At 53.6% G+C, this 24,449-nt stretch carries 26 protein-coding genes; 17 read left to right on the forward strand and 9 right to left on the reverse strand.

Going from position 1 to position 24,449, the window contains the following annotated elements; translation table 11 throughout:
• The first annotated feature begins 2 nt into the window (after positions 1–2).
• Positions 3–455 carry a hypothetical protein gene (locus A3L09_RS06065; RefSeq protein WP_088858102.1) on the forward strand — a complete coding sequence of 151 codons (453 nt, stop codon included), beginning with the start codon at positions 3–5 and terminating at the stop codon, positions 453–455.
• Positions 456–458: 3 nt separating this feature from the next.
• Positions 459–2,159: a DUF4910 domain-containing protein gene (locus A3L09_RS06070; RefSeq protein WP_088858103.1), complete on the forward strand. Its 1,701-nt coding sequence runs from the start codon at positions 459–461 to the stop codon at positions 2,157–2,159.
• Here A3L09_RS06070 and A3L09_RS06075 read toward each other — a convergent pair.
• Positions 2,156–2,488, reverse strand: a complete 333-nt coding sequence (locus tag A3L09_RS06075) for a transcriptional regulator (protein WP_088858104.1) — start codon at positions 2,486–2,488, stop codon at positions 2,156–2,158. The genes A3L09_RS06070 and A3L09_RS06075 overlap by 4 nt on opposite strands.
• Positions 2,489–2,875: 387 nt before the next feature.
• Positions 2,876–3,331 (reverse strand): Lrp/AsnC family transcriptional regulator, encoded by a 456-nt coding sequence (locus A3L09_RS06080; RefSeq protein ID WP_088858105.1) that lies wholly within the window; start codon positions 3,329–3,331, stop codon positions 2,876–2,878.
• Positions 3,332–3,450: 119 nt separating this feature from the next.
• Here A3L09_RS06080 and A3L09_RS06085 point away from each other — a divergent pair, with 119 nt between their 5' ends.
• The 3 genes from A3L09_RS06085 to A3L09_RS06095 all read left to right on the forward strand — a co-directional run bounded on the left by A3L09_RS06085 (position 3,451) and on the right by A3L09_RS06095 (position 5,356).
• Positions 3,451–4,617: an OBG GTPase family GTP-binding protein gene (locus tag A3L09_RS06085; protein WP_088858106.1), complete on the forward strand. Its 1,167-nt coding sequence runs from the start codon at positions 3,451–3,453 to the stop codon at positions 4,615–4,617.
• Between the two features lie 46 nt (positions 4,618–4,663).
• Positions 4,664–4,906, forward strand: a complete 243-nt coding sequence (locus tag A3L09_RS06090) for a UPF0175 family protein (RefSeq protein ID WP_088858107.1) — start codon at positions 4,664–4,666, stop codon at positions 4,904–4,906.
• A gap of 99 nt (positions 4,907–5,005) precedes the next feature.
• A complete protein-coding gene (locus tag A3L09_RS06095) occupies positions 5,006–5,356 on the forward strand; it encodes a DUF3368 domain-containing protein (RefSeq protein ID WP_198362256.1) in 351 nt (116 codons plus the stop codon).
• Between the two features lie 12 nt (positions 5,357–5,368).
• On the opposite strand, the gene A3L09_RS06100 is transcribed toward A3L09_RS06095, so the two are convergent.
• The gene (locus A3L09_RS06100) at positions 5,369–5,851 is read right to left on the reverse strand and encodes a hypothetical protein (RefSeq protein WP_088858108.1); all 483 of its coding nucleotides are present in this window, start codon (positions 5,849–5,851) and stop codon (positions 5,369–5,371) included.
• Positions 5,852–6,029: 178 nt separating this feature from the next.
• Between A3L09_RS06100 and A3L09_RS06105 the strand changes: the two genes are divergently transcribed.
• The 8 genes from A3L09_RS06105 to A3L09_RS06140 all read left to right on the forward strand — a co-directional run bounded on the left by A3L09_RS06105 (position 6,030) and on the right by A3L09_RS06140 (position 14,127).
• Positions 6,030–6,209, forward strand: coding sequence for a hypothetical protein (locus tag A3L09_RS06105; protein WP_088858109.1), 180 nt, complete (start codon positions 6,030–6,032; stop codon positions 6,207–6,209).
• Positions 6,206–7,822 carry a sodium/proline symporter gene (locus A3L09_RS06110; RefSeq protein WP_088858110.1) on the forward strand — a complete coding sequence of 539 codons (1,617 nt, stop codon included), beginning with the start codon at positions 6,206–6,208 and terminating at the stop codon, positions 7,820–7,822. Before A3L09_RS06105 ends, A3L09_RS06110 begins: the two co-directional genes overlap by 4 nt.
• A gap of 139 nt (positions 7,823–7,961) precedes the next feature.
• A complete protein-coding gene (locus A3L09_RS06115; protein ID WP_088858111.1) occupies positions 7,962–9,440 on the forward strand; it encodes an FAD-dependent oxidoreductase in 1,479 nt (492 codons plus the stop codon).
• A gap of 2 nt (positions 9,441–9,442) precedes the next feature.
• Positions 9,443–10,603 (forward strand): NAD(P)/FAD-dependent oxidoreductase, encoded by a 1,161-nt coding sequence (locus tag A3L09_RS06120; RefSeq protein ID WP_088858112.1) that lies wholly within the window; start codon positions 9,443–9,445, stop codon positions 10,601–10,603.
• A gap of 125 nt (positions 10,604–10,728) precedes the next feature.
• Entirely contained in the window at positions 10,729–12,180 is a 1,452-nt protein-coding gene (locus A3L09_RS06125; RefSeq protein WP_088858113.1) for an FAD-dependent oxidoreductase, read from the forward strand.
• Positions 12,173–12,691, forward strand: coding sequence for a 4Fe-4S dicluster domain-containing protein (locus A3L09_RS06130; RefSeq protein WP_088858114.1), 519 nt, complete (start codon positions 12,173–12,175; stop codon positions 12,689–12,691). The genes A3L09_RS06125 and A3L09_RS06130 overlap by 8 nt, the downstream gene beginning before the upstream one ends.
• Entirely contained in the window at positions 12,684–12,980 is a 297-nt protein-coding gene (locus A3L09_RS06135; protein WP_088858115.1) for a (2Fe-2S)-binding protein, read from the forward strand. The genes A3L09_RS06130 and A3L09_RS06135 overlap by 8 nt, the downstream gene beginning before the upstream one ends.
• Positions 12,970–14,127 carry an NAD(P)/FAD-dependent oxidoreductase gene (locus A3L09_RS06140; protein WP_088858116.1) on the forward strand — a complete coding sequence of 386 codons (1,158 nt, stop codon included), beginning with the start codon at positions 12,970–12,972 and terminating at the stop codon, positions 14,125–14,127. The genes A3L09_RS06135 and A3L09_RS06140 overlap by 11 nt, the downstream gene beginning before the upstream one ends.
• A gap of 8 nt (positions 14,128–14,135) precedes the next feature.
• Here A3L09_RS06140 and A3L09_RS06145 read toward each other — a convergent pair whose 3' ends face one another.
• Positions 14,136–15,410, reverse strand: coding sequence for a C69 family dipeptidase (locus A3L09_RS06145; protein ID WP_088858117.1), 1,275 nt, complete (start codon positions 15,408–15,410; stop codon positions 14,136–14,138).
• A 59-nt stretch (positions 15,411–15,469) separates the two neighbouring features.
• Between A3L09_RS06145 and A3L09_RS06150 the strand changes: the two genes are divergently transcribed.
• Positions 15,470–16,714: an MFS transporter gene (locus A3L09_RS06150; protein ID WP_088858118.1), complete on the forward strand. Its 1,245-nt coding sequence runs from the start codon at positions 15,470–15,472 to the stop codon at positions 16,712–16,714.
• A gap of 48 nt (positions 16,715–16,762) precedes the next feature.
• A complete protein-coding gene (locus A3L09_RS06155) occupies positions 16,763–17,548 on the forward strand; it encodes a class I SAM-dependent methyltransferase (RefSeq protein WP_088858119.1) in 786 nt (261 codons plus the stop codon).
• On the opposite strand, the gene A3L09_RS06160 is transcribed toward A3L09_RS06155, so the two are convergent.
• Positions 17,545–18,336: a nitrilase gene (locus A3L09_RS06160; RefSeq protein ID WP_088858120.1), complete on the reverse strand. Its 792-nt coding sequence runs from the start codon at positions 18,334–18,336 to the stop codon at positions 17,545–17,547. The genes A3L09_RS06155 and A3L09_RS06160 overlap by 4 nt on opposite strands.
• A 346-nt stretch (positions 18,337–18,682) precedes the next feature.
• On the opposite strand from A3L09_RS06160, the gene A3L09_RS11085 reads away from it, so the two are divergent.
• Complete coding sequence (locus A3L09_RS11085) at positions 18,683–18,805, forward strand: hypothetical protein (protein WP_257789807.1); 123 nt, start codon at positions 18,683–18,685, stop codon at positions 18,803–18,805.
• Positions 18,806–18,841: 36 nt separating this feature from the next.
• Positions 18,842–19,492, forward strand: coding sequence for a metallophosphoesterase (locus A3L09_RS06165; RefSeq protein ID WP_088858121.1), 651 nt, complete (start codon positions 18,842–18,844; stop codon positions 19,490–19,492).
• Positions 19,493–19,878: 386 nt separating this feature from the next.
• Here A3L09_RS06165 and A3L09_RS06170 read toward each other — a convergent pair whose 3' ends face one another.
• The 4 genes from A3L09_RS06170 to A3L09_RS06185 are packed head-to-tail and all read right to left on the reverse strand — an operon-like array spanning position 19,879 to position 24,446.
• Entirely contained in the window at positions 19,879–20,898 is a 1,020-nt protein-coding gene (locus A3L09_RS06170) for a CheF family chemotaxis protein (RefSeq protein WP_088858122.1), read from the reverse strand.
• Between the two features lie 14 nt (positions 20,899–20,912).
• Positions 20,913–21,662, reverse strand: coding sequence for a hypothetical protein (locus A3L09_RS06175; RefSeq protein WP_088858123.1), 750 nt, complete (start codon positions 21,660–21,662; stop codon positions 20,913–20,915).
• 12 nt (positions 21,663–21,674) lie between these two features.
• The gene (locus A3L09_RS06180; RefSeq protein WP_088858124.1) at positions 21,675–22,160 is read right to left on the reverse strand and encodes a chemotaxis protein CheD; all 486 of its coding nucleotides are present in this window, start codon (positions 22,158–22,160) and stop codon (positions 21,675–21,677) included.
• 42 nt (positions 22,161–22,202) lie between these two features.
• A complete protein-coding gene (locus A3L09_RS06185; RefSeq protein WP_088858125.1) occupies positions 22,203–24,446 on the reverse strand; it encodes a methyl-accepting chemotaxis protein in 2,244 nt (747 codons plus the stop codon).
• Between the last annotated feature and the right edge of the window lie 3 nt (positions 24,447–24,449).

The following is a 24,449-nucleotide window of genomic DNA, read 5'->3' on the forward strand; positions in this document are numbered from 1 at the left end:
ACATGGCGAAGAAAACCGATAATGAAAAGAAGGAGATTAAATCTCTGCTTGAGGAAGCGTACAACTTCGGCTACTTCGTGGGCTACAAGGGGCACAGCGAGTGGGTTTCCTGGGTCGGCGAGAAGAAGAACGAGCTGTACAAGAGGGCGGAGGAGCTGGGTGTTTACGACATAGTTAAGAGCGCCTACAACCGGGGAAAAGAAGACGGGATCCGAAAGAGAACGGAGGACATAAACCTGGGTCTGGTGGAGAAGGGCAGGATCACCGAGGAGGAGCGGTCAAAGCCCAGGGTGGAGATGCCCTCTGCCCCAGAGGCAGTGGAGGAAACCCGTAAGAGAATGGAAGTCGAGTTCGCCCGCTTTCTTGAGACCACAAAGCTCATCCTTCCTCCCGAGTTCCTCGACACCCTTAAGCATCTGGAGCTTCCAAAAATGCTCAAACTCGGGGAGGAGTGAGGTATGGCTCTGCCTCGGGAGTTCCTTGACCGGGCGCGGGTATTCAACCCCGACCGGGTTCTTCACGATATCGTGGAGATAAGTCAATTCCACAGGATTCAGGGTTCAAAAGAACTCGTTGAAGCCGTTAGATACATCAAAGAGGAGCTGGCGACGTGGGGAGTGTCGGCCGTTCTTCATGAGGAAATATACGATGGGAAAAGATGGTATCTGACTCTGAGGACTCCAATAGCGTGGGATCTTTTGGGGGCAGAGATTGAGATCGACGGCAAAAAGCTGGATTCTGCGAAAACTCCTCTCGTGGCCATGGCCCACTCACCACCGGGGGAGGGGGAGGGTGAGATCCTTCCGATCCTCCGGGAGGAAGATTGGGAAAGGGCAGAGGGAAAGGTCGTTCTCGTTGGAAGGAACTGGAGGGATTCTTACAAAAAGGCAAACGAAGCCGGTGCTAGGGCTTTCATAGCCTATCGCAGGGGCACCGGAAGCGCCATTCCATACATCGGACTCTTCCTCTCAAAGGAAGACCTTCAGTGGGCCAGGATACCGGCTCTGGCCATCCCCGAGAGCTGGGCTTTGGAGGTAATAGACAAGACGAACTCCGGCAAATCCGTGGGGGTCAGATTCTCCGTCAGATCCCAGATCAAAGAGCGCGAAATCCTCCCAATTCTGTACGCTGAAATCGGAAAAGAGCCCTTTATCCTGTTCACCGCCCACATCTGCCACCCGAGGCCTGGTGCCAACGACAACGCGAGCGGTAGCGCAATGCTCATTGAGCTGGCGAGGGCCCTTTCCAGACTCTACAACGAATCCTTCCGCTTTGGTTTCGCCTTCCTGTGGATTCCGGAGTACTATGGGACGCAGGCCTTCATCGAGCGGTACGCGTCCCCCGAGAAGTACTATGCGGTGATAAACCTCGACATGGTCGGCGGGAGTGAGGACCGTTCGGGTTCGACACTCATGGTCGTAAGGACGCCCCTCTCAAGGTTCTCGGTGGTCTCGGGGGTTCTCGAGTACTTCGTCGATGCCGCCAATGCCTCGGGGATAAAGAGCTTTTCGGGATCCGCACTCCCGGCCCTAAAGTCCAGAACCTATCCCTACGAAATGGGAAGCGACCACGACGTCTTCAATTTCTTTGGGGTTCCCTCTGTGATGCCGATAACGTGGCCCGACCGCTTCTATCACTCCAGCGAGGATACACCGGACAAGATAAGCAGGGAGACCCTCTCGATCATTGGGATGGCAGTCCTGGCCTCGGCCCTCTTCCTCTCAACCGCCAGCGGTGAGACGCTCCAGAGGTTCGCCAGGGGCTACGCCATGAGGTACCTCGGCGAGCTCGGGATGGAAAGGGAGACCGAAGTTGCGGAGAGGCTTGTAATGGGGGGCCTTGCCAGGGACACGTCTTTCCTGGGAATAAACATCGGACATAGGTTTGAGGAAAACGGCTGGCTCAGATGGAATGTGAGGGGAAGAATAACGGAGGAATACATACGTGGCAAAGATCCCTCCCTAGCGGACAGGTTCAAAGAGCTGACGGAGGACAGAAGGATACTAGTTTACCTCCACGAGCTCCTGATGCTCGGCGAGATTCTGCCGGAAGAAGAATCCTACCGCGCGCTGGAGGAGGAGTTCGGTTCAATTGACAGAGAAAAGCTAGGAAAGCTCCTGGACATACTGTTCCAGACGGGGATAGCGGAGAAGGTTTAGTCCGAGATCTCTTTTTCTATCTCGTTTATCTTGGTGATTATGCTTTCCTTTATCCTCTCGATAAGCTCCCGCGGGGAGGTGGCCGTATAGACGTAGCCGAGCCAGCCCTGCTCTATCAGGGTTCTCTTAAGGACGCCCTTTCTGTAGAGGTTAAGAACGTGCTCTCTGACGGATCTTTCACTTATCCCGAGCTCCTGCTGTATCTCCGTTATTCTCATGGGGCGCTTTCTCTCGAGGAGGAGACGATACACCCTGAGCTCGGTCTTTTTGAAACCCAGGGATTTGAGGAGCCCTTCCAGCTTCTCGTAAACCTCGTCCTTTGTAGACATCTTTTCTCCCCTATGAAGTTTTTCTTTCATATCATTTAAAAACTTTGCGTCATTCTTTTCAATATCCGGAAGTTGGCTGAAAAATTTCTAATTTGTCTGGCGATCTTTCAAAAAGATATCGACAAACAGGGGGAAAAGTTATAATGATGTCAATGTGGGCCGGGCACAGAGGCCCGCGTTCATTCATCGCGCGGGTGGATGCTCCCGGCCCTGTGGGCTCGGCGTGAGCACGCTCCGCTCACAGAACCCGATACCTCGCGGAGGCGGGTAAACCGAGCCCATGAGGAGACGAACTGTCCCCTCACTGTCGGCAGTTTGAATTAAGGTTGGGGTTCTTAAAAACATAGCGGGGATTGCTTTATCGGGCGGGATTTGTAAAAGAAGAAGTCACTCCAGGGGCATTCCAATGGTCTCTTTGTGAACCTTCAGCACCACCATAGTGTGGGTTGACTCAACACCCTCCACATCTCCTATCTTGTCAAGGAACTCGTTGAGTTCGTCGCTGTCCCTTGTACGTATCTTGGCTATCATGTCGTAGTCCCCGGTGGTCTCGTACACCTCGACTATCTTCCTGTACTTCTTGAGTTCGCTGGCCACGTGGGAGTACATACCAGCCTTGGCCTTTATGAGAACGAACGCGAGTATGTTGAGGCCCAGCGATCCTGGGTCGAGAACCACCGTAAACTTCTGTATCACTCCCCTTTCCCTCAGCTTCTTAATTCTCTCGTAGACCGTGGATTCCGCGAGATTAACCTCACGTGCTATTTCCCTGAGGGGAGACCTGCTGTTTTCTTGGAGGATCATCAAAATCTTCTTGTCAATCTCGTCAAGTCCCGTTCGCACTGGGATCACCCCTAAAAAATTTTCGGCACACTATATAAAGATGCCGATCTACTCCCTGCCTAACTTTTATAAAAGCCCCCAACCCCTTAACTTTGGAGAAAAGGCCAGGGGTGGTATCAATGCCAACGAACGTGACAGCGGAGTACCTAGCGGCCGAGGAAGAGTACAGGAACGCCAAGACCATTCCTGAGAAAATCCGCGCTCTTGAGAAGATGTACGCCACCGTTCCAAAGCACAAAGGAACCGAGAAGCTCAGGCTCCAGATAAAGAGGAAGCTCTCCGAACTGAGAAAGGAGCTTGAGAAGCAGCGACAGATGAAGAAGGGCGGCGGTGGGCCCTCCCTCGCGGTGAGGAAAGAGGGTGCCGCCCAGATAGTTCTCGCCGGCCTCCCGAACGTTGGAAAGAGTTCCCTCATGAAGGCCCTCACCAACGTCGATGCGGATGTGGCTGACTACGCCTTCACGACGGTGGAGCCGATCCCTGGAATGATGCACCACAAGGACGTTCAGATACAGCTGGTTGAGGTTCCTGGTTTAGTTGAGGGTGCCGCCCTTGGAAAGGGAATGGGACCACAATTGCTAAGCGTCATAAGGAACGCCGATGCCATAGCGATTGTTGTTGACATCTCTCAGGATCCACTCAGGCAGATGGAAATCCTTCTGAAGGAGTTCGAGAGAGCAGGGATAAAGCTCAACAAGAGGAAGCCCAGGGTAGAGATAAAGAGAACTGCCATGGGCGGAATCGTCATCAACGGCCAGGAGAACATCAAGGGAGATATAAGCGAGGTCATGAGGATGCTCCGCGAGGAGAGGATTCACTCCGCGGAGATAACCGTCAAGGAGCCGGTAACCCTTGAGGAGTTCGCCGACGCGCTCGATGAGAGCCTCGTCTGGAGGAGGGCAATAATCATCGCCAACAAAGGTGACGCTCCGGGAAGTAAGGAGAACTACGAGAAGCTGGTCAAAGCCTACGGTGACCGCTTCAAGATAGTTCCGGTATCGGCGAAGAGGAAGATACAGCTGGACAAGCTGAAGGATGAACTCTACGAGCTGGCTGGCATAATCAGGGTATTCACCAAGAGCCCCGGAGAGGAGCCAGCTTACCCGCCCGTGCCGCTCAAGAAGGGCTCAACTGTTATGGACTTGGCGGAGAGGATCCACAAGGACTTCGCCAGGAACTTCCGCTACGCTAGAGTTTGGGGCAAGAGCGTCAAGTTCCCCGGGCAGAGGGTTGGGGCAGACCACGTATTGGAAGACGGGGATATTGTGGAGATTCACGCTAGATAGAGTAAAGTTTTTGACAAGTTTTTACAAATCCTGGAGTGGTGGTTTTATGGAGAAGGCCGTTCCAGTGGACTTCATGGATCTCCTGGGGCCAAGACCCTCCGAGGAACTTCGCCTGCTCGCGGCCATTGAACTCTACCGGGAAAACAAGCTCAGTCTGGGAAAAGCCGCTGAGTTCGCCGGTATAAGCGTCAGGGAGTTCCTCTATGAACTCAGAAAGAGAAATATCCCGCTGAACTACGATGTTGAAGAGGTCCAGCGGGACATAGAGGTGATAGAGGGCCTTTTATGAGGGCTGTCTCCAACACCAGCCCGCTGATCGGGCTCTCGAACATAGGAAGGTTGGAACTTCTAAAGGACGTTTTTGGTGAGGTATTCATCCCGGCCCGCGGTGGCAAAGGAGTTTGGAGAACCTCTTCCAGATTGGATGCACATTAAAGAGCCAAAAGACAGGCCTCTGGTGAAAACCCTCATGAAACTTCTGGGTGCGGGCGAGTCAGAGGCCATAGCCTTGGCAATAGAGATGAGAGCGGATTTTCTTATTCTAGACGACCTTAAAGCAAGGAAGATATCTAGGGAGATGGGAATTCGGATTATAGGGACCGGGGGCGTAATACTGCTCGCCAAGAAACGGAAGGTCATTGGGGAGGTTAAGCCTCTCTTGAAGGAACTTTCCGAGAAGGGTTTCAGGCTCTCCGACGAAGTAATAAGAACCATTCTGGAAGCTGCCGGAGAGGATTAAAGAGAAAGGAGTTTACCTGCACCACGGCCCCCTACACCTTCTCCCGTCCTTTCCAGTCATCGCGTCGAGAGAATACTCCTTCCCGTCCAGGCTGTCCATTATGAGCCTCTCACCGCTCTTTTCATATATCCAGAAAACTTTGTAGGCCCTTTCATGACGAATTATCTCTATTCTCGGCAGCCACCATGAGACGACGCGGGAATTACCCCACGTTATTGCACTCTCGAAGGCCTTTCTCTCCGCCTCCTCATAATTGACCAGCGGCTCCATCACCTTCTTTTCTTCGACGTCCCATTCATAGAGCTCAATGAAGCCGTCTCCCCTCTCCGCGCCCAGCCGATACAGGTCAACGTAGGCGAAATAGTCGAAGACCCTGTCGCTCCTCCCGAGGCGTTTGTAGAACAGCCTTAGGTGGAATATGCGGTAGGGATACAGGACGAAGTCGGGATTCGGTACCTCTGGTTTGAATATCGGCCTCATTACAGCAACCTTCATCTCACTCCCCCTACAGTTTACAATCCCCGGCTAATTAACTCTTGCGGAAGGTCTGACGATATTTTTGAACATCTCGTCAAATGTCTGGAGCTTTTTCACCAATAATCTTATATTTACCGGGGCCATATAAGTATCTTGATGCCTGCCTCTAGGCATCCATGTATCGAGGTGGTTTAAAATGGGGCTGAGTGGTGAAGCCTGGGCAACGCTGTTGGTTCCAACGATTTTGGGTTTTTTGGTTATGATTTTGTACGGCTACTGGGACAGAATAACGGGGAAGGAGTACTACGTCGACGCCGATATTCTAGCCTACGACGAAGATCTCATAGAACAGCTCAAGGAGGAGGGTAAGGCATGAACGGGCAGATACTCATCGGCTTCCTGTTCTACCTGGGTCTGCTTGCCTACATAGGCTGGTGGGCCAACAAGTACACCAAGACCGAAGACCAGTACTTCGTCGGCGGCAGGAAGGTTCACGTTTTAGCGGCCACCCTCTCGGACAAGGCCAGCGACTTCTCCGGCTGGCTGATGCTGGGATATCCTGGAAGCGCCTTCAAAGCGGGTCTAGGAGCATTTTGGGCTGGAATAGGCTGTCTCTTCGGTACCCTCGCTGACTATGTTCTCATTGGTCCGAGGCTCAGGATTTATGCCGGTAAGTTCAGGGCGATAACGGTTCCAGACTACCTTGAGGCAAGGCTCAAGGACAACACCAAGCTCATAAGGATCCTCAGCGCGCTTATCATAATCGTCTTCATGACGGCTTATGTTGCCGCCCAGTTCGCGGCTGGCGGAAAGACCTTTGCAGAGGGCTTTGATGTAAGCGTAAACACTGGAATCATCATAACTGTTATCATCCTGACTGCGTACGTTATCACCGGTGGTTTCTTTGCGGTGGTTTGGACCGATGTTGTTCAGGCCCTCTTCATGCTGCTGACCCTCATTGTCGTCCCATTCCTGGCTCTGGCGGAGATAGGCGGCCTCGACAAAGCAACTGACATAATAGCCTCCGCCGACCCCAACAAGCTCCACCCCTTCGGCGGAGCAACCGGCTGGGCTGCGATAATCTTCGCCATAGGCTACGCCTCATGGATAGTCGGCTACCTCGGTCAGCCGCACATAGTTACGCGCTACATGAGCGTTGAGGATCCGAGAAAGCTCAGAAGGCCCGGTATCTTCATCAGCGGCATCTGGACAACCATAGTCCTCTGGGGAGCCTTCTTCGCGGGATTCCTAGGCTTTGCGCTCTACCAGGCGGGAATGCTTAACGTCAGCGATCCCGAGCGTGTTGTTCCGGCAATGGCCGTTGAGCTCATGCCCGGCTGGATAGCGGGCTTCGTCATAGCGGGCATAATCTCAGCAGTTATGAGCACCGCCGATTCACAGCTCCTCGTCGCTTCCTCGGCGATAGCGAGGGACTTCTACCACAAGGTCCTCGGCAAGGAGCTCGGCAAGAAGCAGATGGTCAACATCTCCAGGATTGTCGTTGCCGTCGTTGCGCTGGTCGGCCTCTGGTTCGCCATAAGTGGCCCGAAGGTCATCTACCAGATGGTTGCTACCGCGTGGGGTGGCCTAGCTGTCGGCTTCGGCCCGATACTAACGCTGAGCCTCTGGTGGAAGAAGGTCACCAAGGAGGGCGGAATCATTGGAATGGCCTACGGTCTGATCAGCGAGGTCATCTTTGAGGCCAAGATATACGGCTGGGCCTTCACCAAGGACGCTCCGGGCATCTGGGGAACGATAGGCGGCTGGTTCCAGGACGTTCCTGTGTTCTTCATCAACTTCTTCATAACCCTGCTCGTCATCATAATCGTCAGCCTCCTCACCAAGCCGCCGGAAGACGTCGTCAAGCTCCATGAGGAGCTCTTCAGGAAAGTTCCCATCGAGACCGGAAAGAAGACGGTGATGGAGACGAGAGCCAAGAGCCAGGTCGAGAACGTCGCCGACTTCCTGATTGAGAAGGGCCTCGCCTGATTTCTCTCTCTGTTTCTCCCTCTTCACTTGCCTTAGTTTATTTAAACCAAAGGTTTTAAACCATTTTTGGACAGCCTAACATTTATAAACATTGGTGTATATGAAAGAACGCCTATTGTAAACTTTTCGAGGTGGGAGCATGAGACCGCTCGACCTGACCGAGAAGGATCCTTCTAAGAAGATCACGATCTATTTCGAAGGGAAGCCCTACGAGGCCTACGAGGGCGAAAAACTTCCGGTGGCGATGCTCGCCAACGGGGTTTACTGGCTCACCACAAGCACGGAGGGTAGACACAGGGGGGCCTTCACCTTTGGCCCACTCCCGATTACCGTGAACGGTGTCAAGAACGTCAACGGAAGGAAAGTGGCCCTAAAGGATGGTATGAGGATTGAGAGACAGCGGTATGAGGAGTTCCAAGAGCAGGTTGAGATAGACGAGAACAAGCCCGTCCTCCGCTACGTTGTGGACGTCGCGGTCATCGGAGCCGGTCCAGCCGGCCTCGGCGTCGTGGAAGAAATCGAGGGAAAGCTCACAGTTGCCCTCATTGAGGAGAGGGGCTGGCTTGGTGGCGACATGTGGCTTAAGGGCGTTGATCAGGAGGGCTTTGGAAACCCGAGGGAGGCAATAGAGAAGCTAACAGACTTCCCGGAGAACGTCCGTGTCTTCCTCAAGACATCCTCACTTGGAGTATATGACAAGGGCGAGTACTTCTTGGTTCCCGCTGTGAGGAACGACCAGCTGATTGAGATAATGGCGAAGAGAGTTGTCCTTGCAACGGGGGCCGTTGACGGCATAATGCTCTTCGAGAACAACGACTGGCCGGGCGTTTTCAGGAGGAGCGATGCGCTGGAAGTCATGAACGTGTGGGGCGTTGCTCCCGGAAGGAAGGTCGCCGTCACCGGTGCTTTTCCAGATGAGATAACCCCCGAATTAGAGCGCTGGGGAATTGAGTACATCGTTGTTCCCAACGTCAAGAGGGTTGAAGGCGAAGACAAAGTTGAGCGCGTCATAGACGAGAACGGCAACGTCTACGAGGTTGACGCGCTGATAATGGCCGACGGCAGGATCCCGGACATAAACCCGGTAACCCAGGCAGGAGGGAAGCTCCGCTTCAAGCGCGGCTACTACAGGCCGGTTTTAGACGACGAGCACAGGATAAGGGACGGAATCTACGTCGCGGGAAGCGCCGTGAGCATAAAGCCGCACTACGCGAACTACCTCGAAGGGAAGCTCGTTGGAGCCCACATCCTGAGGGAGTTTGGCTACGAGAGCGAGCCGTGCATATACGAGGAGAAGCTGAGGGAGTACGAGCCAGTGGCAAGGCCGATTCCGAAGCTCCCGCTCGATAGCTTCAACGGCGAGGACGTCCAGATATGCGGCTGTGGAGTCACCCTCGGAAAGGTTGACGAGGTCGTGAGGAGCGGAATAACAGATCTGCAGATAATCAAGCGCCTAACCCATCTCGCGATGGGCTTCTGTCAGGGCCGCTTCTGCCTCTTCAACGGCACCCTTCTGGTAGCTCAGAGGAGCGGAATGGGAATGGACAGGCTAGATATACCCGTCGCGAGGCCGCCCATAAAGAACGTCAAGATGAAGGTTGTCGCGGGGAGGGAGTGAAGATGCCGACGAGGGAGCTTCCCGAGAAGAGCGAGATAACGATAATCGGCGGCGGAATAATTGGGGTAACCCTCGCCCACGAGCTCGCTAAGAGAGGCGAAGAAGTTACCGTCATAGAGAAGCGCTTCATAGGTTCCGGCTCGACCTTCCGCTGTGGAACTGGAATAAGACAGCAGTTCAACGACGAGGCCAACGTCCAGGTTATGAAGCGCTCCGTCGAGCTGTGGAAGAAGTACAGCGAGGAGTACGGCTTCCCCTTCAGCCAGACCGGCTACCTCTTCCTCCTCTACGACGACGAGGAGGTTGAGACATTCAAGAGGAACATCGCGATACAGAACAAGTTCGGCGTCCCAACGAGGCTCATAACCCCTGAGGAGGCTAAGGAAATTGTTCCCCTCCTCGACATAAGCGAGGTAGTGGCCGCTTCCTGGAACCCGACGGACGGAAAGGCCAGCCCGTTCCACTCGACGGCGAAGTTCGCCCTCCACGCTGAGGAGTTCGGAGCGAGGCTCGTTGAGTACACGGAAGTGAAGGACTTCGTAATCGAGAACGGCGAGATAAAGGGCCTGAAGACGAGTAGGGGGACGATAAAGACTGGAATAGTGGTCAACGCCACCAACGCCTGGGCCAAGCTCGTCAACGCGATGGCGGTGATAAGGACGAAGATACCGATAGAGCCGTACAAGCACCAGGCGGTGATAACCCAACCCATAAAGAATGGCTCGGTTAAGCCGATGGTCATCTCCTTCAGGTACGGCCACGCATACCTTACCCAGACGGCACACGGCGGAATAATCGGCGGCGTCGGCTACGAGCTCGGACCAACCTACGACCTCAACCCGACCTACGAGTTCATGCGCGAGGTGAGCTACTACTTCACCAAGATAATCCCGGCTCTGAGGGAGCTCCTCATCCTGAGAACCTGGGCAGGCCACTACGCTAAGACTCCTGACAGCAACCCAGCTATAGGCAAGATCGAGGAGCTGAGCGACTACTACATAGCGGCTGGCTTCTCCGGCCACGGCTTCATGATGGCCCCGGCTGTGGCGGAGATGATGGCCGACCTCATAACAAAAGGCAGGACGGATTTGCCGGCCTGGTGGTACGATCCGTACCGCTTCGAGAGGGGCGAGCTCCGCGGAGTTGCCCTTCAGATGGGGTGAGGTTTCGTTTTTCACTTCTTTTTAAATACTGCCACGGTTGGTTTCTCTGTGAACCAAAGGTGAAAAACCTTTTTATGAAAAAATCCTCATAAACGGCTTTTCTCAATCTACATCGGTGAAACTTCATGCGCCTCACTGAACATCCCATTCTCGACTTCTCGGAAAGGCGGGGCAGAAAGGTGACGATCCATTTTGAAGGCCAGCCAGTAGAGGCCTACGAGGGAGAAACCATTGCAATGGCCCTCCACGCCGCGGGAATCAGAGTTCTCAGCCACAGCGCGGAGAAGCACAGACCGAGGGGTCTCTTCTGCGCCATTGGAAAGTGCTCCTCGTGTCTCGTTAAGGTAAACGGTGTCCCAAACGTCCGCTCGTGCATAACCCTTGTCGAAGAGGGCATGAAGGTGGAGATGCAGAGGGGCAAGGAAACCCTTCCGAAAGGCGCCAAACCTCCCGCATGGAAGGATGCACCGCGCTATAAGGCGGACGTCGTCGTAATCGGCGGCGGACCGGCGGGACTGATGGCGGCCATTCACGCTGCTGACGCCGGTGCGAGCGTCATCCTCATCGACGAGAACCCCATGCTCGGCGGCCAGCTCGTCAAGCAGACGCACAAGTTCTTCGGAAAGAGGGAGCAGTTCGCGGGAGTAAGGGGAGTGAAGATAGCCGAAATCCTCGGGGAGGAGGTAAAGAAAAGGGGCAACATAGAGGTTTTCCTCGAAACTTCGGCCGTTGGAGTCTTCCATGAGGGAGAGGAGAAGCTCGTTGCAGCTGTGAGGAAGAATAAAGAGCTTTTAGAATTTTTAGGAAAGACCCTCGTCGTGGCAACGGGCGCAATGGAGAAGATGATACCCTTCGAGAACAACGATCTGCCCGGAATCTACGGCGCGGGGGCGATACAGACCCTCATGAACACCTATGGCGTCAAGCCCGGCGATAGAGTCCTCATCGTCGGAGCGGGCAACGTCGGGCTGATTCTGGCATACCAGCTCATCCAGGCCGGCGTTGAAGTGAAGGCGATAGTCGAGGCGATGCCAAAGGTCGGGGGATACTTTGTGCATGCGGCCAAGGTGAGGAGGCTCGGAGTTCCGATACTCACGAGACACACGATCCTGAGGGCAGAGGGTAAGGACAGGGTCGAGAGGGCTGTAATAGCTCAGCTCGACGAGAACTGGAGGCCGGTTCCCGGAACGGAGAAGGTATTCGAGGTGGACACAATAGCGCTCGCCGTTGGACTGAGGCCGAGTATAGAACTCCTCCACCAGGCGGGCTGTCAGGTGAAGTTCGTGCGCGAACTGAGCGGCCACGTGGCGGTCAGAGACGGGAGGATGGAAACCACAGTCCAGGGAATATTCGTGGCAGGTGACTCCGCGGGAATAGAGGAGGCCACTACTGCCATGCTCGAGGGCAAGATAGCCGGAATCGCCGCTGCGCTCAAGGCCGGAGCCGCTTCTCCCGAATGGCTGGCGGAGATAGAGAAGGCCCAGCGCGATCTCCTGGAGTTCCGCTCCGGTCCCTTTGGAAGGCACGTGCTTGAGGGAATAAAGAAGGTTCTCGTGGGGGTCGATGGATATGCCTGACGTTCCCTCCTACCTCAGAAGGGGCTACATAACGCCAGAAGAGCTCTTTGGGATGATTCCAAAGCCGAGCGAGGAGAGGCTCAGGGCAAAACCGGTAGCGGTTCCGGAATGTCCGCAGGAGATACCGTGCGCCCCGTGCAGGGAGGTCTGCCCAACTGGGGCCATAAACATGCCGACGCCAAACGATCTCCCAATCGTTGACTACGAGAAGTGCGTCGGATGCTCCCTCTGCGTTCAGATATGCCCGGGTTTGGCGTTCTTCATGGTGCACTACGTCGGGGACAAGGCAAGGATAACGATGCCCCACGAACTTCTCCCGGTTCCAAAACGAGGTGATGAGGTAGTCCTCCTAAACCGCATGGGCGAGCCGGTTGGAACGGGAAGAGTCATCCTCGTCATACCGCGCGAGAAGAGCATGGGCGACACGGCAGTGGTCACGGTGGAGGTACCCATCGAGCTCGCCTGGGAAGTGAGGGCAATTAGAGTTCCGGGAGGGAAGAGGAATGACTGAAGATCCAAAGGGGAAGATAATCATCTGCCGATGCAACGACGTCACACTCAAAGAGATCGAAGACCTCATAGAGGGGGGAATAACCGACATCGAGGAGATAAAGCGCCTCACGAGGATTGGGATGGGCCCCTGCCAGGGGAGAACCTGCATTCCTCTAGTGATCTCGATAATCGCCAGAAAGGCAGGTAAGAAGCCCGGCGAGATTCCGGTTCCAGCAACGCGCGTTCCCGTCAGGCCGGTGATGATGGGAGTTTTAGCGGGCGAGATGGGTGATGACGATGAGGAGTGAAGCCAAAACCGTCATTATCGGCGGCGGCATAATAGGTCTCAGCATAGCCTACAACCTTGCCAAGCTCGGCGAGAGCGATGTGGTTGTCCTCGAAAAGGGCTACCTCGGAAACGGCTCGACATTTCGCTGTGGGACGGGGATAAGGCAACAGTTCAACGACGAGGCGAACATCCGGATGATGAAGCGCTCCGTCGAGCTCTGGAAAGGTCTGAGCGAAGAACTCGGCATGGACGTCGAATTCACACAGAGCGGCTACCTTTTCCTCATCTACGAGAAGGATGAGCTTGAGGCATTTAAAAACAACGTCCGGCTCCAGAACAGGTTTGGAGTTCCTTCGAGGATAATAACGCCCGAGGAGGCAAAGGAGATAGTCCCGCCGCTCAACACCAACGGCGTTATAGCGGCCGCGTGGAACCACACCGACGGAAAGGCAAACCCGTTTAAAGCTGTTTTCGCCTATGCGGAAGCCGCCAAAAGGCTGGGCGTTGAGATATACGAGTACACGGAGGCGAAGGACATCAGAGTTGAAGAGGGGAAGATAAAGACAGTCGTGACCAACAGGGGCGAGATAAAGACTGGCAGGGTTATCAACGCAGCCAACGCCTGGGCGCCGCTCATAAACAAAATGGCTGGGGTGCCGATAAAAATCCCGATAGAGCCCTACAAGCACCAGGGGGTAAAAACCGAGCCAATAAAGCCCGGTCAGATAGAGCCGATGGTGATATCCTTCAAGCACGGCGGCGTTTATTTGACCCAGGAGGCCTACCAGGGGGGCGTCATCGGCGGCTACGGCCTCAAATACGGGCCGACCTACGACATAACTCCGACCTACGAGTTCCTCCGTGGAGTCAGCTACCGCTTTTCTCAGATAATACCAGCCCTGAAGTACGTGAACGTCATAAGGATATGGGGCGGCTTCTACGCTGAAACTCCAGACCACAACGCGGCCATCGGAAGGATAAACGAGATAGACGAGTTCTACATAGCGGCTGGCTTTTCCGGCCACGGCTTCATGCTCGCTCCGGCCGTTGCCGAGGCCCTAGCGGAGTTCATCGTGGATGGGAAGACTGACAAGCCGCTCGACTTCTACGATCCGTACCGCTTTGAGAGAGGGGAGCTTAGGGGTCAGGCACTTCAGATGGGCTGAATTTTCTTTTAATCTCCTATTTCCAGTCCGGCCTCCTTGTTCACCTTTTTCCAGTTTCTTCCGAAAAGGAAGGGTAGCTTTCCAGGCTTAACGATGCGCTCCCACCTTTCGAGGAGCTTTTCCTCCTCGAGGAAAGCCCACTCCGTTAAGGTCTTTAAGTCCTCTGGAGTCTTCTCTATCTCCCTCGCCCTTTGGATTAACTCCGCCTGGAGGGTGTCCCTCTCCCGGGAAAACTCGTCTATGCATGAGCGGTAGTTCGTCAGGAACTTCCTGTGAAAGGCCTCGAAGCGCCACCAGTAAGTATTGGGGTCGTACTTGTCGGTTGGCTTCTTTCCGAGGTCGGGAAGGCCTCCTTCAAAGCTCACCGGCTTGAAGATGCTGAGACATGGGTTGGAGGTGCCCGTGAACCAGTGGAGGCCCTTCCCCAGCTCCGAGACCTGTGAGGATGCCGTCTGAGAGGGTCTCGTTAAACCCCCGTAGTGCATGCATACGTCCCTCATAGAGCCCTTCTCCGGGCTGTATGGCTCGAACGAGTGGGAGCGCAGAAGGGACATCATGTATTCGAGCGTTATCTCGCCCTCTTTCTCCTTCAGCTTCCCAAGGGTGAAGGCTCTCCTCTCCCTTCCGTGGGCAAAGTGCGTGTAGAACCTGTCCGAGAAGTGCTTCGCAAAGTTAAAGTCCCCCTTTCCCGCGAGCCTCTCAACGCCCTCGGAGGCCATGTCCCAGTCCTTCTCTATTGTCAGAGCGTTTGATATCGAATAGACTCCCTCGATCCTCTTTGCCGCCCACTCCTTGCCGACGGTCTCAAGAACCCACGCTTCCCTCGGGTCTGCGATTATGAAGGAGCTGAAGTAGTAGAGCTTGTGGTTCTTGCTCCCGTTCCCGCCCTGCAGGCCCTGCTCCACAAGCGAAACTATGAAGTTCAGCGCCTCCCTCGCGCTCTTCGTCCTTTCAAGGGCGAGGCGGATCATGTCCATGCCGGTTATTCCCTTTTTCGGGCCTTTGACCTTCGTGAAGACAGCGGTGTTCCCTATGGCAACTTCGAACTCGTTGACGCCCATCTCTGCCCCCCACATCCACCAGGGACGGGAGAGGATGACCGCGTATGTTTCTTTCACCTGCGGGAATTCAACATAGGTCAGCTTTGTTTTCTCCTCCTCGTGCTTCATCCTGGGAATTAGCTCCAGAACTTGAGCTTCGTTCGGTTCCCTGTCGCTGTTTTTGGCGAAGATGGTTACCCCTTCCTTGGTGGCCTCAGGGGAGGCCACGAGAACATCACACATAGTTTCACCGCTAATTTCTTAGGGGAAGTTTTATAAGAAACTTCCTGTAGGGCGAGGTGATGCCAGGCCTGAAGAGGGAGCAAGCTCTGCTACAGGGACACAGGGAGAAAGCCAGCAAGCACAGGAGGATTAGGGTTAAGCGGAGGAATGTCGTCATCCTAGCCCTCTCCATGTTCGTCGCCAACGTGGCTTTTGGAATGGCATTCCCCTACCTGAGCGTCTACATGCAGTACCTTGGTGCGACTATGTTTATGGTAGGCCTTCTAAGCGTGGCATTCAATCTGACATCTACGGTATTCCAGTACCCCTTTGGCTGGCTCTCCGACGCAACGAGAAACAGGAAGGGCTTCATAGCGTTCGGTGCCGCTTCTATAGGGCTGTTCTACGCGGTGATGCCTTTCACTACCTCGCCGCTTCAGGTTTTAGTACTCCGAACACTTCAGGGAGCGTTCGGCTCGGCCATGACCCCCGCCCATTCCGCCCTCATTTCGGAGCTTTCAACAAAGGCTGGCTCAATCTTCGGTCTCTTCAACTCCATAGAGAACGCCGGCTACATGGTGGGAAACTTCGTGGGATCTGTTGTGGTTGAGTACCTCGGCATAAAAAGCCTCTTCGTTATCTCGGGTCTTCTCCTCTTCCTTTCAGCCGGAATAGTTATTCTCGTCAGGGAAAGGCCCGCCGGGAGAAGGGGCCTCATCGGAATGATACTCGTCCAGGAGGGAAGGGAGAGCTGGAGAGCAACTGTGAGAGGCTCCTCATTCGTGAAGCTCATGAGGGGCCATCTGGGACTCTTCTATCTTACAGTCTTCCTCGTGATGGTGGCAAGCGGACAGTTCTACAGCGTATCCTCCGTCTACTTCAAGAGAGCCTTCGGAGAGTGGAGCGTTGGGGTTCTGTTTGGAATAGAGAGCCTTGCGGCGGCCCTGAGCGGGTACTTCCTCGGGAGGCTGATAGACAGGTACGGTGCAAAGAGGTTCTACCTCGTCGCGATAGCCGGTTACGCCTTCGCCTTCGTCCTCTATGCCATCGTCAGAAACGTCTGGCTGGCCTTCGGAGTGGCGTTTCTATCCGGAATTAAGTGGATACTGACGATAAACTCCACCTCCGCCTACGTTGCCCAAAATGTGGGCGCATCCGAGCGCGCCCAAGGCATGGGGCTTCTAAACGCCATGATGAGCCTCGGGTGGGTGGTTGGGCCGCTTATAGGCGGTTATCTTTCGGGGATAAGCTTCCAGGTCAATTTCATCAGCACCACCATTCCTCTGGGCATCGCCTTTCTTCTGGCACTCAGGCTCCCAGAGTGAGGACATTAACCTCTTAAACCCTGAGTCCGATTCCACTCCGGTGGGAGAATGGCGTCCCTTGAAGAGCTCTACTCGTGGATTAAGTGGCCGATGGATCCTGGTGATGAGAGGGCACAGAAAAGGTTCCTCGCCGCCAAGGCTTTCTTCAACTGGGCCGTCAAGGAGAACATGCTCCCCGATAGAAGGAAGATTCGAATTTTGGATCTCTGCGCGGGGACCGGCCTGGCCGGCGCCGCCCTCGCTGAGGTTTTGATGGAGTGGGGGAGGGAAGTCAAGCTGACCCTGGTTGACAAGAGGAAGGAGGATCTTCTAAAGGCTGAGGGATGGCTCGATGGCCTTGAGGTGGAGGTCTACGGCGCTGTAATGGACTGTATGGAGAACCTCAGAAAACTGGGGACGTTTGACGTCGCGCTCCTCTGGGGACTCACCATGCCCCACTTCGACCCGTTCCAGACCGCGGACCTCTTCAGGAACATCGCCAAGACCCTGGAGGGAGACGGAGTTTTCATGCTTGAGGAAACGGACAGGATCCACCGCATATTTTACAGGGGAGCCTATCAGAAAATGCTCATGGAAAGCAGAACGGAAGATTCTGAGATCGTGTCCATAGACGCTGGCTACAACGTTAAGAGGGGAACGATAAGACGAATCTACTACCGCCTTCCTGGCTTTGAAAGGCTCGGTGAAGTGGAGCACCGCTACTGGGATCTTGCGGGGCTGGCTGGGATAGGAAAAGCCCTCTTCAGAGAAGCGCGGATAATAACCCCGGGAGAGCACTCCATTGCCCACGTATCCGACGTGATATACCTAAGAGAACCAATCCCCAGGGTCTAGCGGGCGTAGTACTCCGGGCGTCTGTCCCTGAATATCTCGTTGTAATCGTTCAGCCTCTTGTCCCTGGCAAGGCTCAAATCGATCTCGGCTATTCCTATTTCCTCCCCATCCTCACTGCCCTCAACCAGAGTCTCGGCCCTGGGTGAATTTATCTGACTCCTCCCTATGAAGCGGAGCCCCCTCTCTTCACCCACACGATCCGCTGTTATCGTGTAGACCCTGTTCTCAAGGGCCCTTATCGGCATGGCCCTCGGGGCGTAGGGCATGACGAGGTTTGCTGGATGGGCTATGATCTCGGCCCCCTTGAGTGCCAGAGTCCTTGCGCTCTCCGGGAAAAACCAGTCGAAGCATATCATTACCCCCACTCTCGCAAAGCCGAGGTGAAAGACCTCAAAGCCCAGGTTTCCAGCCTCGAAGAACTCCTTCTCGCGGGCGAAGAGGTGAACCTTTCTGTACCTCCCTATGTACCCTGATGGCCCCACTATGACCGCCGAATTGTACAGCCTGCCGAACCGATCCCTCTCGGCTGTTCCAGCCACTATGAAAATCCTGTACTTCCTCGCCAGCCGGATTAATACCTGGGTGGTTTTCCCGTCAGGAATTGGGGAGGCGACCTCCATGACCTCATCCCTGCTCTTGAAGTTGTATCCAGTATCAAAGAGTTCGGGGAGGACGATGAGCTTGACATCGTTCTCAGCGGCCTCGGCTATGAGCGCCTCGGCCTTGGAATAATTGGCCTCTGGATCCAGGAAAACGGGTTTCATCTGACCGAACGCTACTTTGACCATCACCATCCCACCCGGTTACATTCTGCATTCTCAGTAAATAAAGTTGTCGTGATCTATTGTGCTGATTTATCGAAGAGAATCCCACTGGGATTAGCTTCTATTAGGTTATCCAACCTTCAACTATCAAATGCGTTATTTAAAGTAACGCATTTTGAGTTTAGACCATGGATCTCAAGTACAAGCGTGAACAACCGATTTATTAGGGCAGAAAAAATTGGAAATGACAAACAACTTAACGTCCCCGTTTTTCCTGTAAAAATGCTTCCCATCCGGTATTTCTGTCGTTCATCTATCCTCTCCCGTATCGAGGAAAAAGCTTAAAAACCCTCCCGGCAACACCGGGCTGGTGACGCTCATGAAGAGGAGACCGAGGAAGTGGAAGAAGAAGGGCAGAATGAGGTGGAAGTGGATCAAGAAGAGGATCCGCAGACTTAAGAGGCAGAGGAAGAAGGAGCGCGGACTTATCTGATCCCTTTTTCTCTGTTTCACCTTTTGCGGTGGTTCTATGGGTAGTCTCTCTGAATACTTCGCATCGCTTTCCCTGGAACTGAAAACCTCCGCTGGAAGGCTTCTCGTTATAGCCGATCCCCACATCGGCTTCGAGTTCTCGCGGGGCCTGCGTGTAAGAACTCATTTTGAAGAGGCTCTGGCCGATTTTATCCTGGAAATGGATCCAGACCTCATCGTGATCCTTGGCGACGTTAAGGAGCCCCTTGGCCTCGGTCTCGGGATGAAGAAGCTCTTAATGGAGTTCTTTTCCCCCTTAAAGAACCTCAACGTTGTGATAACGAAGGGCAACCACGACGGCCGAATAGAGGACGCGGTGAGGCCCTTTAAGAACGTCTGCGTGGTTCCCTACTTCACCACAGACGGCCTGCTTTTTCTCCACGGGCACACGGCCCTCCCCGACGTCCCCTTTGAGGAAGCTTACCTCGGCCACATACATCCGGCTTACACCTTTAAGAGCGGGGGGATCCGGAGAAAGACAAAAGTCTTCGTTAGGGCGGGGAGGTTCCTGATACTTCCCTCGGTTAATCCGTACATAGAGGGCTTTGACATTAGAGAGGGCATCGGGATGGTGCCGTTTTTAAGGGGGGAAAGGGAACTCGATCTCTTCCTACCCGAGGGCTTGCATATCGGTAGAATTCAAGTTTGAATCACGGATAAAAATAAAGAACAAAGGCTGGACTCTATCCATCTGCATTTTATCTTTGTGGTATTTGAGTCCGACCCGATTTCAGCCCTTATTCCATGTTACCAACGAGATAACCGCGCTGGCCAACGCGGCGATCGAGGTTTATTTTATCTTTTTTCTAATTTTAGCCTATTACTCAGACGCTAAACGGTGGAAGGAATTATATTTAAGCTTTGTTGTCTTAAAAATCCAAAATCTCTCCCAGGCTTCTGAATATTCATCAAGTACCTACACAAATGCCTACATGTGGTCAGCTGTGTACTTGGAAATGATGCATAATATCTTAAGCCATGATAGGAATTCTCCAAAACCGGGGGATGGAGAAAATACGCTAAAACAAATTGGGACTACATCATACCCATTCCGTACTTCATCATCTTGTTGACGAGCTTTCTGCCTTCCCTAGTCAGGTCAACGACCTTCCTTATCATGACGAGCTTGAGCAGTCCCTTGTCCATCAGTCTATCGTATATGTCCTCGAGCTCCTTCTCGCTTATTCCAAACATCTCGTGGAGGGTGAGGGGATCCATACCCGAGTAGAGGGCCATCAACACCTGTTGCTCCATTTCATCGAGGCCGCCGAGTTCTTTAAGCTCCCTCTCAAGCTCCTCCTGGAACTCGGCCTTTATCTGCGGGAACTCCTCAGCGGCCTTCATGAGAAGCTCCACGTAGTCCTTCCTGTACGTCAGAAGATACCTGAGGATGTAGAGCCTCAGCTTCTTATCCTCAACTAAGAGGTACGACACAACGCTCTCGTTTTCGAAGAAGTGCTTTATCTTCCATGCCTCAACCTTCCTATCCCCCATTTCGATTTCTTCGATGTCCAAATCCTCCATATCTGCGAAGAGGGACACCGGCCGGCCCTCAGCGAGGACTATTATGTTGCGCTCCTTTCTGGCCCGCCTTATCGAGCGTACGACAACTATCTTAAGAACTCCGTCCTGCCACTTTGCCTCCATGTTCAGAGCTCCGCCCCTCATCCTGGCGAGAAGGAGCTTAACAGGGGCGCCGTTTATTAGAACCTCAAAAATTTTGTGAACGAACATCTTGAACGTCTTCTCATCGTATATGAGCATGTTCTTCCCTATCGTCAAAAACAGGGTCTTCTCGCCGGAGGGTAGATAGAACTTAAGGCCGAAGTACGGGAGCTCAGGATCCGATTTTACCTCGTCGGGGATTTTAATGCTGATATCCGCGAGCGCCGAAAATGGAAAGATGTCCTCACCAATTACCTCTCCCATCCTGAGGTATTTGAGACCTATTTTGTCGGACTCTATGTACGCTAACGCATCCCTCCATCTAATACCGCTCGAACCCTTCCACGTGGACTGAATAGCGGCCCTAACCCTGGCCTGCATTATTGGCATGGTTATCCCTCTCTTCAAATGTTCATGTTCATCTCTTCGAGGCGCTCTTCAAGCCTTTTAACCTTTTCCTGGAGCTTTTTCACCTCGTTGGAAAGCTTTATTTCCAGCGGGGTTATGGCTGGGCTCTCTCCGGCTTTCTCAATTAGCTCGTCCAGGATCGTCATGGCGCTGTTGAGGTATTCGGTTATCTTTATCAGCGCCTCCTCGTGAGTGAGCGTTATAATACCCTTGTCTTTAGTTTTCACTGCAACTGGAAGCTTCGCCTTGGCAACGTAGCTCATCATTAGCTCCAGCTTCTCCTTGTCCTTCCTCGATGGAAACTTCATGAGCCAGAGCCTCTTGAACTCGTCCAGCTCGTTCAACACCTTGATAAGGAAGGCGTTGTAGTCGTCCTCACTGACGTAGCCCAGAGCGTATCCCCTTGCGAAGTCCAGGAGGGTTAGAAGGCGGTTCTTCTTGTCCTTGGCTTCGTCAATTATCTTGCCCATCCTCTCGTTCAGGATCTCCCTGAGCTTTCTGACGAGTTCTTCTTCGCTGGCCGTAGGCTTTGGTACCGTTCCCTGGATCTTAGTAGGGGCACTCTCCACCTTCGGCGGGGACGCTTTTTCCTGAACTGGAACTTCCTGAAGTTCCGGCCTGCTGCTCCTGAGAAGCTCGTATATCTCGCTGGTGTATGTGCTCATCATCTTTGATATCAAAACTACCACGACCAGTATCGTTCCTATGAAACCCCCGAGGATCAACAACAGCGTCGCTGTGTCCATACCACCACCTCCTCAAAACACGGTCTCCATGACCTTACCCCCGGAGACCTTCCTCATGCGGACTTTACCCGTACTGACGTCCAGGTATATGGTTCTTCCACCCCTTCCCCCGGTGTCCTCGGCGACGAGCTTTATTCCGCGTTTTCTGAGCTCTCTCTTGGCTACTTCCACGTTTTTCTTCCCGATCATTAGGTTCTCGTTGTTGACGTTGGAGAACATGTGGGCCCCTCCAAAGAGCTTTGCCTCCAGTCTTCTGGGCGACGCTCCCAGCTTTACCATGTCCCTTATCAGAAGCTCCAGACCCGTGTCCACGTACTTGGCGGGATTTCCCTTGCCTCCGTAGCGTGAGCTCTCCGGGAGGAGCGCGTGGAGCAGACCGCCTACTTTGGTCAGACGGTCGTACAGAGTAATACCTACACAGGAGCCTAACCCGTAAGTGCTTATTATGCCCGTTTTTTTCGCCACCGCGTGATCCCCTATACCAACCTTGATCTCCACCCTTCGTCACCACCGCTTTAAAGATTGGAAAGGAAAAGGGCGTCAGAGCTTGAAGTTTGAAGTCTCCTTGCGGAGCTCGTCTACTATGTTCTTGAGCTCCTCAGCGGCCCTCTTGAGTTCTTCTATTGCTGCAGTCTGCTCCTCGACTGCTGAGCTGACTTCTTCTGCCGAAGCAGTGGTTTCCTCAGCACTGGCAGCCAAATTCTCCAAGGCTTTAAGAGCCTTATCAACCTCCTCCTGCGTCCTAATAATCTGCTCCTTCACATGCCCAAGCCTAGCCCCAGTATCACTAATCAACTCAGCAATATTCGTCAAGTACTCAGTAGTCTCCCTAAGAGTCTCCGAAGACTCACTCACAACACTAACACCCTTCTGCGTAGCATTCACAGCATCCCTAATCTCCTCAGTCATCTTAGCAATAATGTCCTTAATATTATCCGCAGCCTTCTTACTCTCCTCTGCAAGATTTCTAATCTCCTGAGCAACAACAGCAAAGCCCCTGCCAGCTTCTCCAGCCCTAGCTGCTTCAATAGCAGCATTGAGGGCAAGCAAATTAGTCTGTTCTGCGATCCCAGTAATCACGTTCGTGATTTCTTCAATGCTCCTGCTCATTTCGTTGACCCTGTTGACGGCATGCTCGATCTCGCCCATCATTTCTTGAATGCTCTGAATCTGCTGGGCTGACACTTCTCCCTTCTCTTTTCCTTCTTCGGCAATGTTGACGACCTCGTTTACTGCTCCTTCGAATTCTTCCATTGCTCTGACGCTTTCTTCGCTTACGTCTGCTACTAGCCTCATGCCTTCGGTGATTTCGTTGATGTTCTCCTGCTGGCGCTGGGCTTCAATACTAACCTGTTGTACAGCCTCATTCACCTGATTAATCGCCTCAGTAACATCACTCGCAACCTGGGCCAGCATGTTGGAGTGCTTCTCAAGCCTCTCCGTGAGTTCGACTATGTTGCCAAGGAGAGTCCTCATCTTGGCACTCATGTTCTTGAGGTCCTCTATGACCTCCCTCAGCTCACCCTTTGCCTCCACACTGAGGCCGTTACTGAGGTCACCCTCGGCAAGGCGTTCAAGCTTCTCCGCTATTCCCTGCAGTGTTCCGACCACGTCCTTGGATACTGCCTCGAATGCCTTTATGAGAAGTCCAATCTCGTCTTCTTCAAGGTACTGGATGCCGCGCAGCTTCTTTTTAACTTCGCTGAGCTTTCCTTCAGCAAGGGCCTGAGCCGCGGCGCCGAGCGCGACGAGAGGCCTGAGGGACGAGCTGATGAGTTTGTACGCGAGTGCTATCATCACACCGGCTATTGCCAGTATCAAAACCGCCGTCATTACGGCGTTCTTCTGGGCACTCTGCTTGGTTTCATCTATCACCTTTAAAGTGGGGGCGCTTATCTCACTTATGGGGACCTTAGCGAAGACGTACCAGCCTGTGTTGGGAATCTTGGCCCCTCCTGCAACCGCCGTCACCCCATTGAAAGTGTATATGACAACATCTTTGTCCTTACCGCTCCTGATGATATCTGCAACAGCCTTCAAGCTCGACTCCTTGAAGACGTTGAGCTTCATTATGTAGTCATGGTTGGGATGCATGTAGATAGTCCCGTCCTGGCCAACGACGTAGGCGTAGCCGCTCTGACCGATCTTTACCTTGTCTATGGCCTTGGTTAGTTCGTCTATGAAAACATCCAGACCTATGACACCCGCCAATTTCCCATTGTAGTAAACGGGAATTGCATATGTGATGACCCACTTGCCCGAAGAGGCGTCCTGGTACGGCTCGCTCCATGCTGGTCCGTTGACCTGAACCGCCTTCTGGTACCACGGTCTTACACGCGGATCATAGCCCTCCGGGAGCGGCTCGTCGGGGTACATGAACATATTGCCGTTCACATCTCCGAAGTAGACGGCACTGAGCTTGGGCTCGGCCTTGGCAATAACTTCAAAGTGCTCCAAAATTATCGGCTTTAGTTTTTCCGCGTAGCCGGGATCGCCAAAGCTGACCCCCTCGTCCTTGAGGTCGTTGAGCGATATGATGGTCAGCTCCCTCGTTGCCCGTCCTAGAGCCTCAACTGAATCAAAGAATCCCGAAAACTGTTCTGCTAAAGATTCTGCTTTAGCGGTGACAGCCTCCTTCGCCTGGTTCTCCACAACGGGCTCCATTTTCTCTTCGATGATCTTGGAAGTATGATTGCCTGTGTAGAACATCATCGCAGTGGCTATGAAAGTCACCAACAGCAAGGCAACGACCACGATGCCAACAACTTTCTTCTTGAACTCCATATC

Source organism: Thermococcus profundus, assembly GCF_002214585.1.
In the GTDB taxonomy this organism is placed as follows: Archaea; Methanobacteriota_B; Thermococci; order Thermococcales; family Thermococcaceae; genus Thermococcus; species Thermococcus profundus.

Coding starts and splice junctions, on each gene's coding strand:
- A3L09_RS06170 (WP_088858122.1), bottom strand. CDS start 20,898: ATGCCAATAATGCAGGCCAGGGTTAGGGCCGCTATTCAGTCCACGTGG.
- A3L09_RS06150 (WP_088858118.1), top strand. CDS start 15,470: ATGCCAGGCCTGAAGAGGGAGCAAGCTCTGCTACAGGGACACAGGGAG.
- A3L09_RS06110 (WP_088858110.1), top strand. CDS start 6,206: ATGAACGGGCAGATACTCATCGGCTTCCTGTTCTACCTGGGTCTGCTT.
- A3L09_RS06185 (WP_088858125.1), bottom strand. CDS start 24,446: ATGGAGTTCAAGAAGAAAGTTGTTGGCATCGTGGTCGTTGCCTTGCTG.
- A3L09_RS06135 (WP_088858115.1), top strand. CDS start 12,684: ATGACTGAAGATCCAAAGGGGAAGATAATCATCTGCCGATGCAACGAC.
- A3L09_RS06115 (WP_088858111.1), top strand. CDS start 7,962: ATGAGACCGCTCGACCTGACCGAGAAGGATCCTTCTAAGAAGATCACG.
- A3L09_RS06105 (WP_088858109.1), top strand. CDS start 6,030: ATGGGGCTGAGTGGTGAAGCCTGGGCAACGCTGTTGGTTCCAACGATT.
- A3L09_RS06100 (WP_088858108.1), bottom strand. CDS start 5,851: ATGAAGGTTGCTGTAATGAGGCCGATATTCAAACCAGAGGTACCGAAT.
- A3L09_RS06125 (WP_088858113.1), top strand. CDS start 10,729: ATGCGCCTCACTGAACATCCCATTCTCGACTTCTCGGAAAGGCGGGGC.
- A3L09_RS06070 (WP_088858103.1), top strand. CDS start 459: ATGGCTCTGCCTCGGGAGTTCCTTGACCGGGCGCGGGTATTCAACCCC.
- A3L09_RS06075 (WP_088858104.1), bottom strand. CDS start 2,488: ATGTCTACAAAGGACGAGGTTTACGAGAAGCTGGAAGGGCTCCTCAAA.
- A3L09_RS06140 (WP_088858116.1), top strand. CDS start 12,970: ATGAGGAGTGAAGCCAAAACCGTCATTATCGGCGGCGGCATAATAGGT.
- A3L09_RS06085 (WP_088858106.1), top strand. CDS start 3,451: ATGCCAACGAACGTGACAGCGGAGTACCTAGCGGCCGAGGAAGAGTAC.
- A3L09_RS06160 (WP_088858120.1), bottom strand. CDS start 18,336: ATGGTCAAAGTAGCGTTCGGTCAGATGAAACCCGTTTTCCTGGATCCA.
- A3L09_RS06165 (WP_088858121.1), top strand. CDS start 18,842: ATGGGTAGTCTCTCTGAATACTTCGCATCGCTTTCCCTGGAACTGAAA.
- A3L09_RS06120 (WP_088858112.1), top strand. CDS start 9,443: ATGCCGACGAGGGAGCTTCCCGAGAAGAGCGAGATAACGATAATCGGC.
- A3L09_RS06175 (WP_088858123.1), bottom strand. CDS start 21,662: ATGGACACAGCGACGCTGTTGTTGATCCTCGGGGGTTTCATAGGAACG.
- A3L09_RS06090 (WP_088858107.1), top strand. CDS start 4,664: ATGGAGAAGGCCGTTCCAGTGGACTTCATGGATCTCCTGGGGCCAAGA.
- A3L09_RS06145 (WP_088858117.1), bottom strand. CDS start 15,410: ATGTGTGATGTTCTCGTGGCCTCCCCTGAGGCCACCAAGGAAGGGGTA.
- A3L09_RS06130 (WP_088858114.1), top strand. CDS start 12,173: ATGCCTGACGTTCCCTCCTACCTCAGAAGGGGCTACATAACGCCAGAA.
- A3L09_RS06065 (WP_088858102.1), top strand. CDS start 3: ATGGCGAAGAAAACCGATAATGAAAAGAAGGAGATTAAATCTCTGCTT.
- A3L09_RS06155 (WP_088858119.1), top strand. CDS start 16,763: ATGGCGTCCCTTGAAGAGCTCTACTCGTGGATTAAGTGGCCGATGGAT.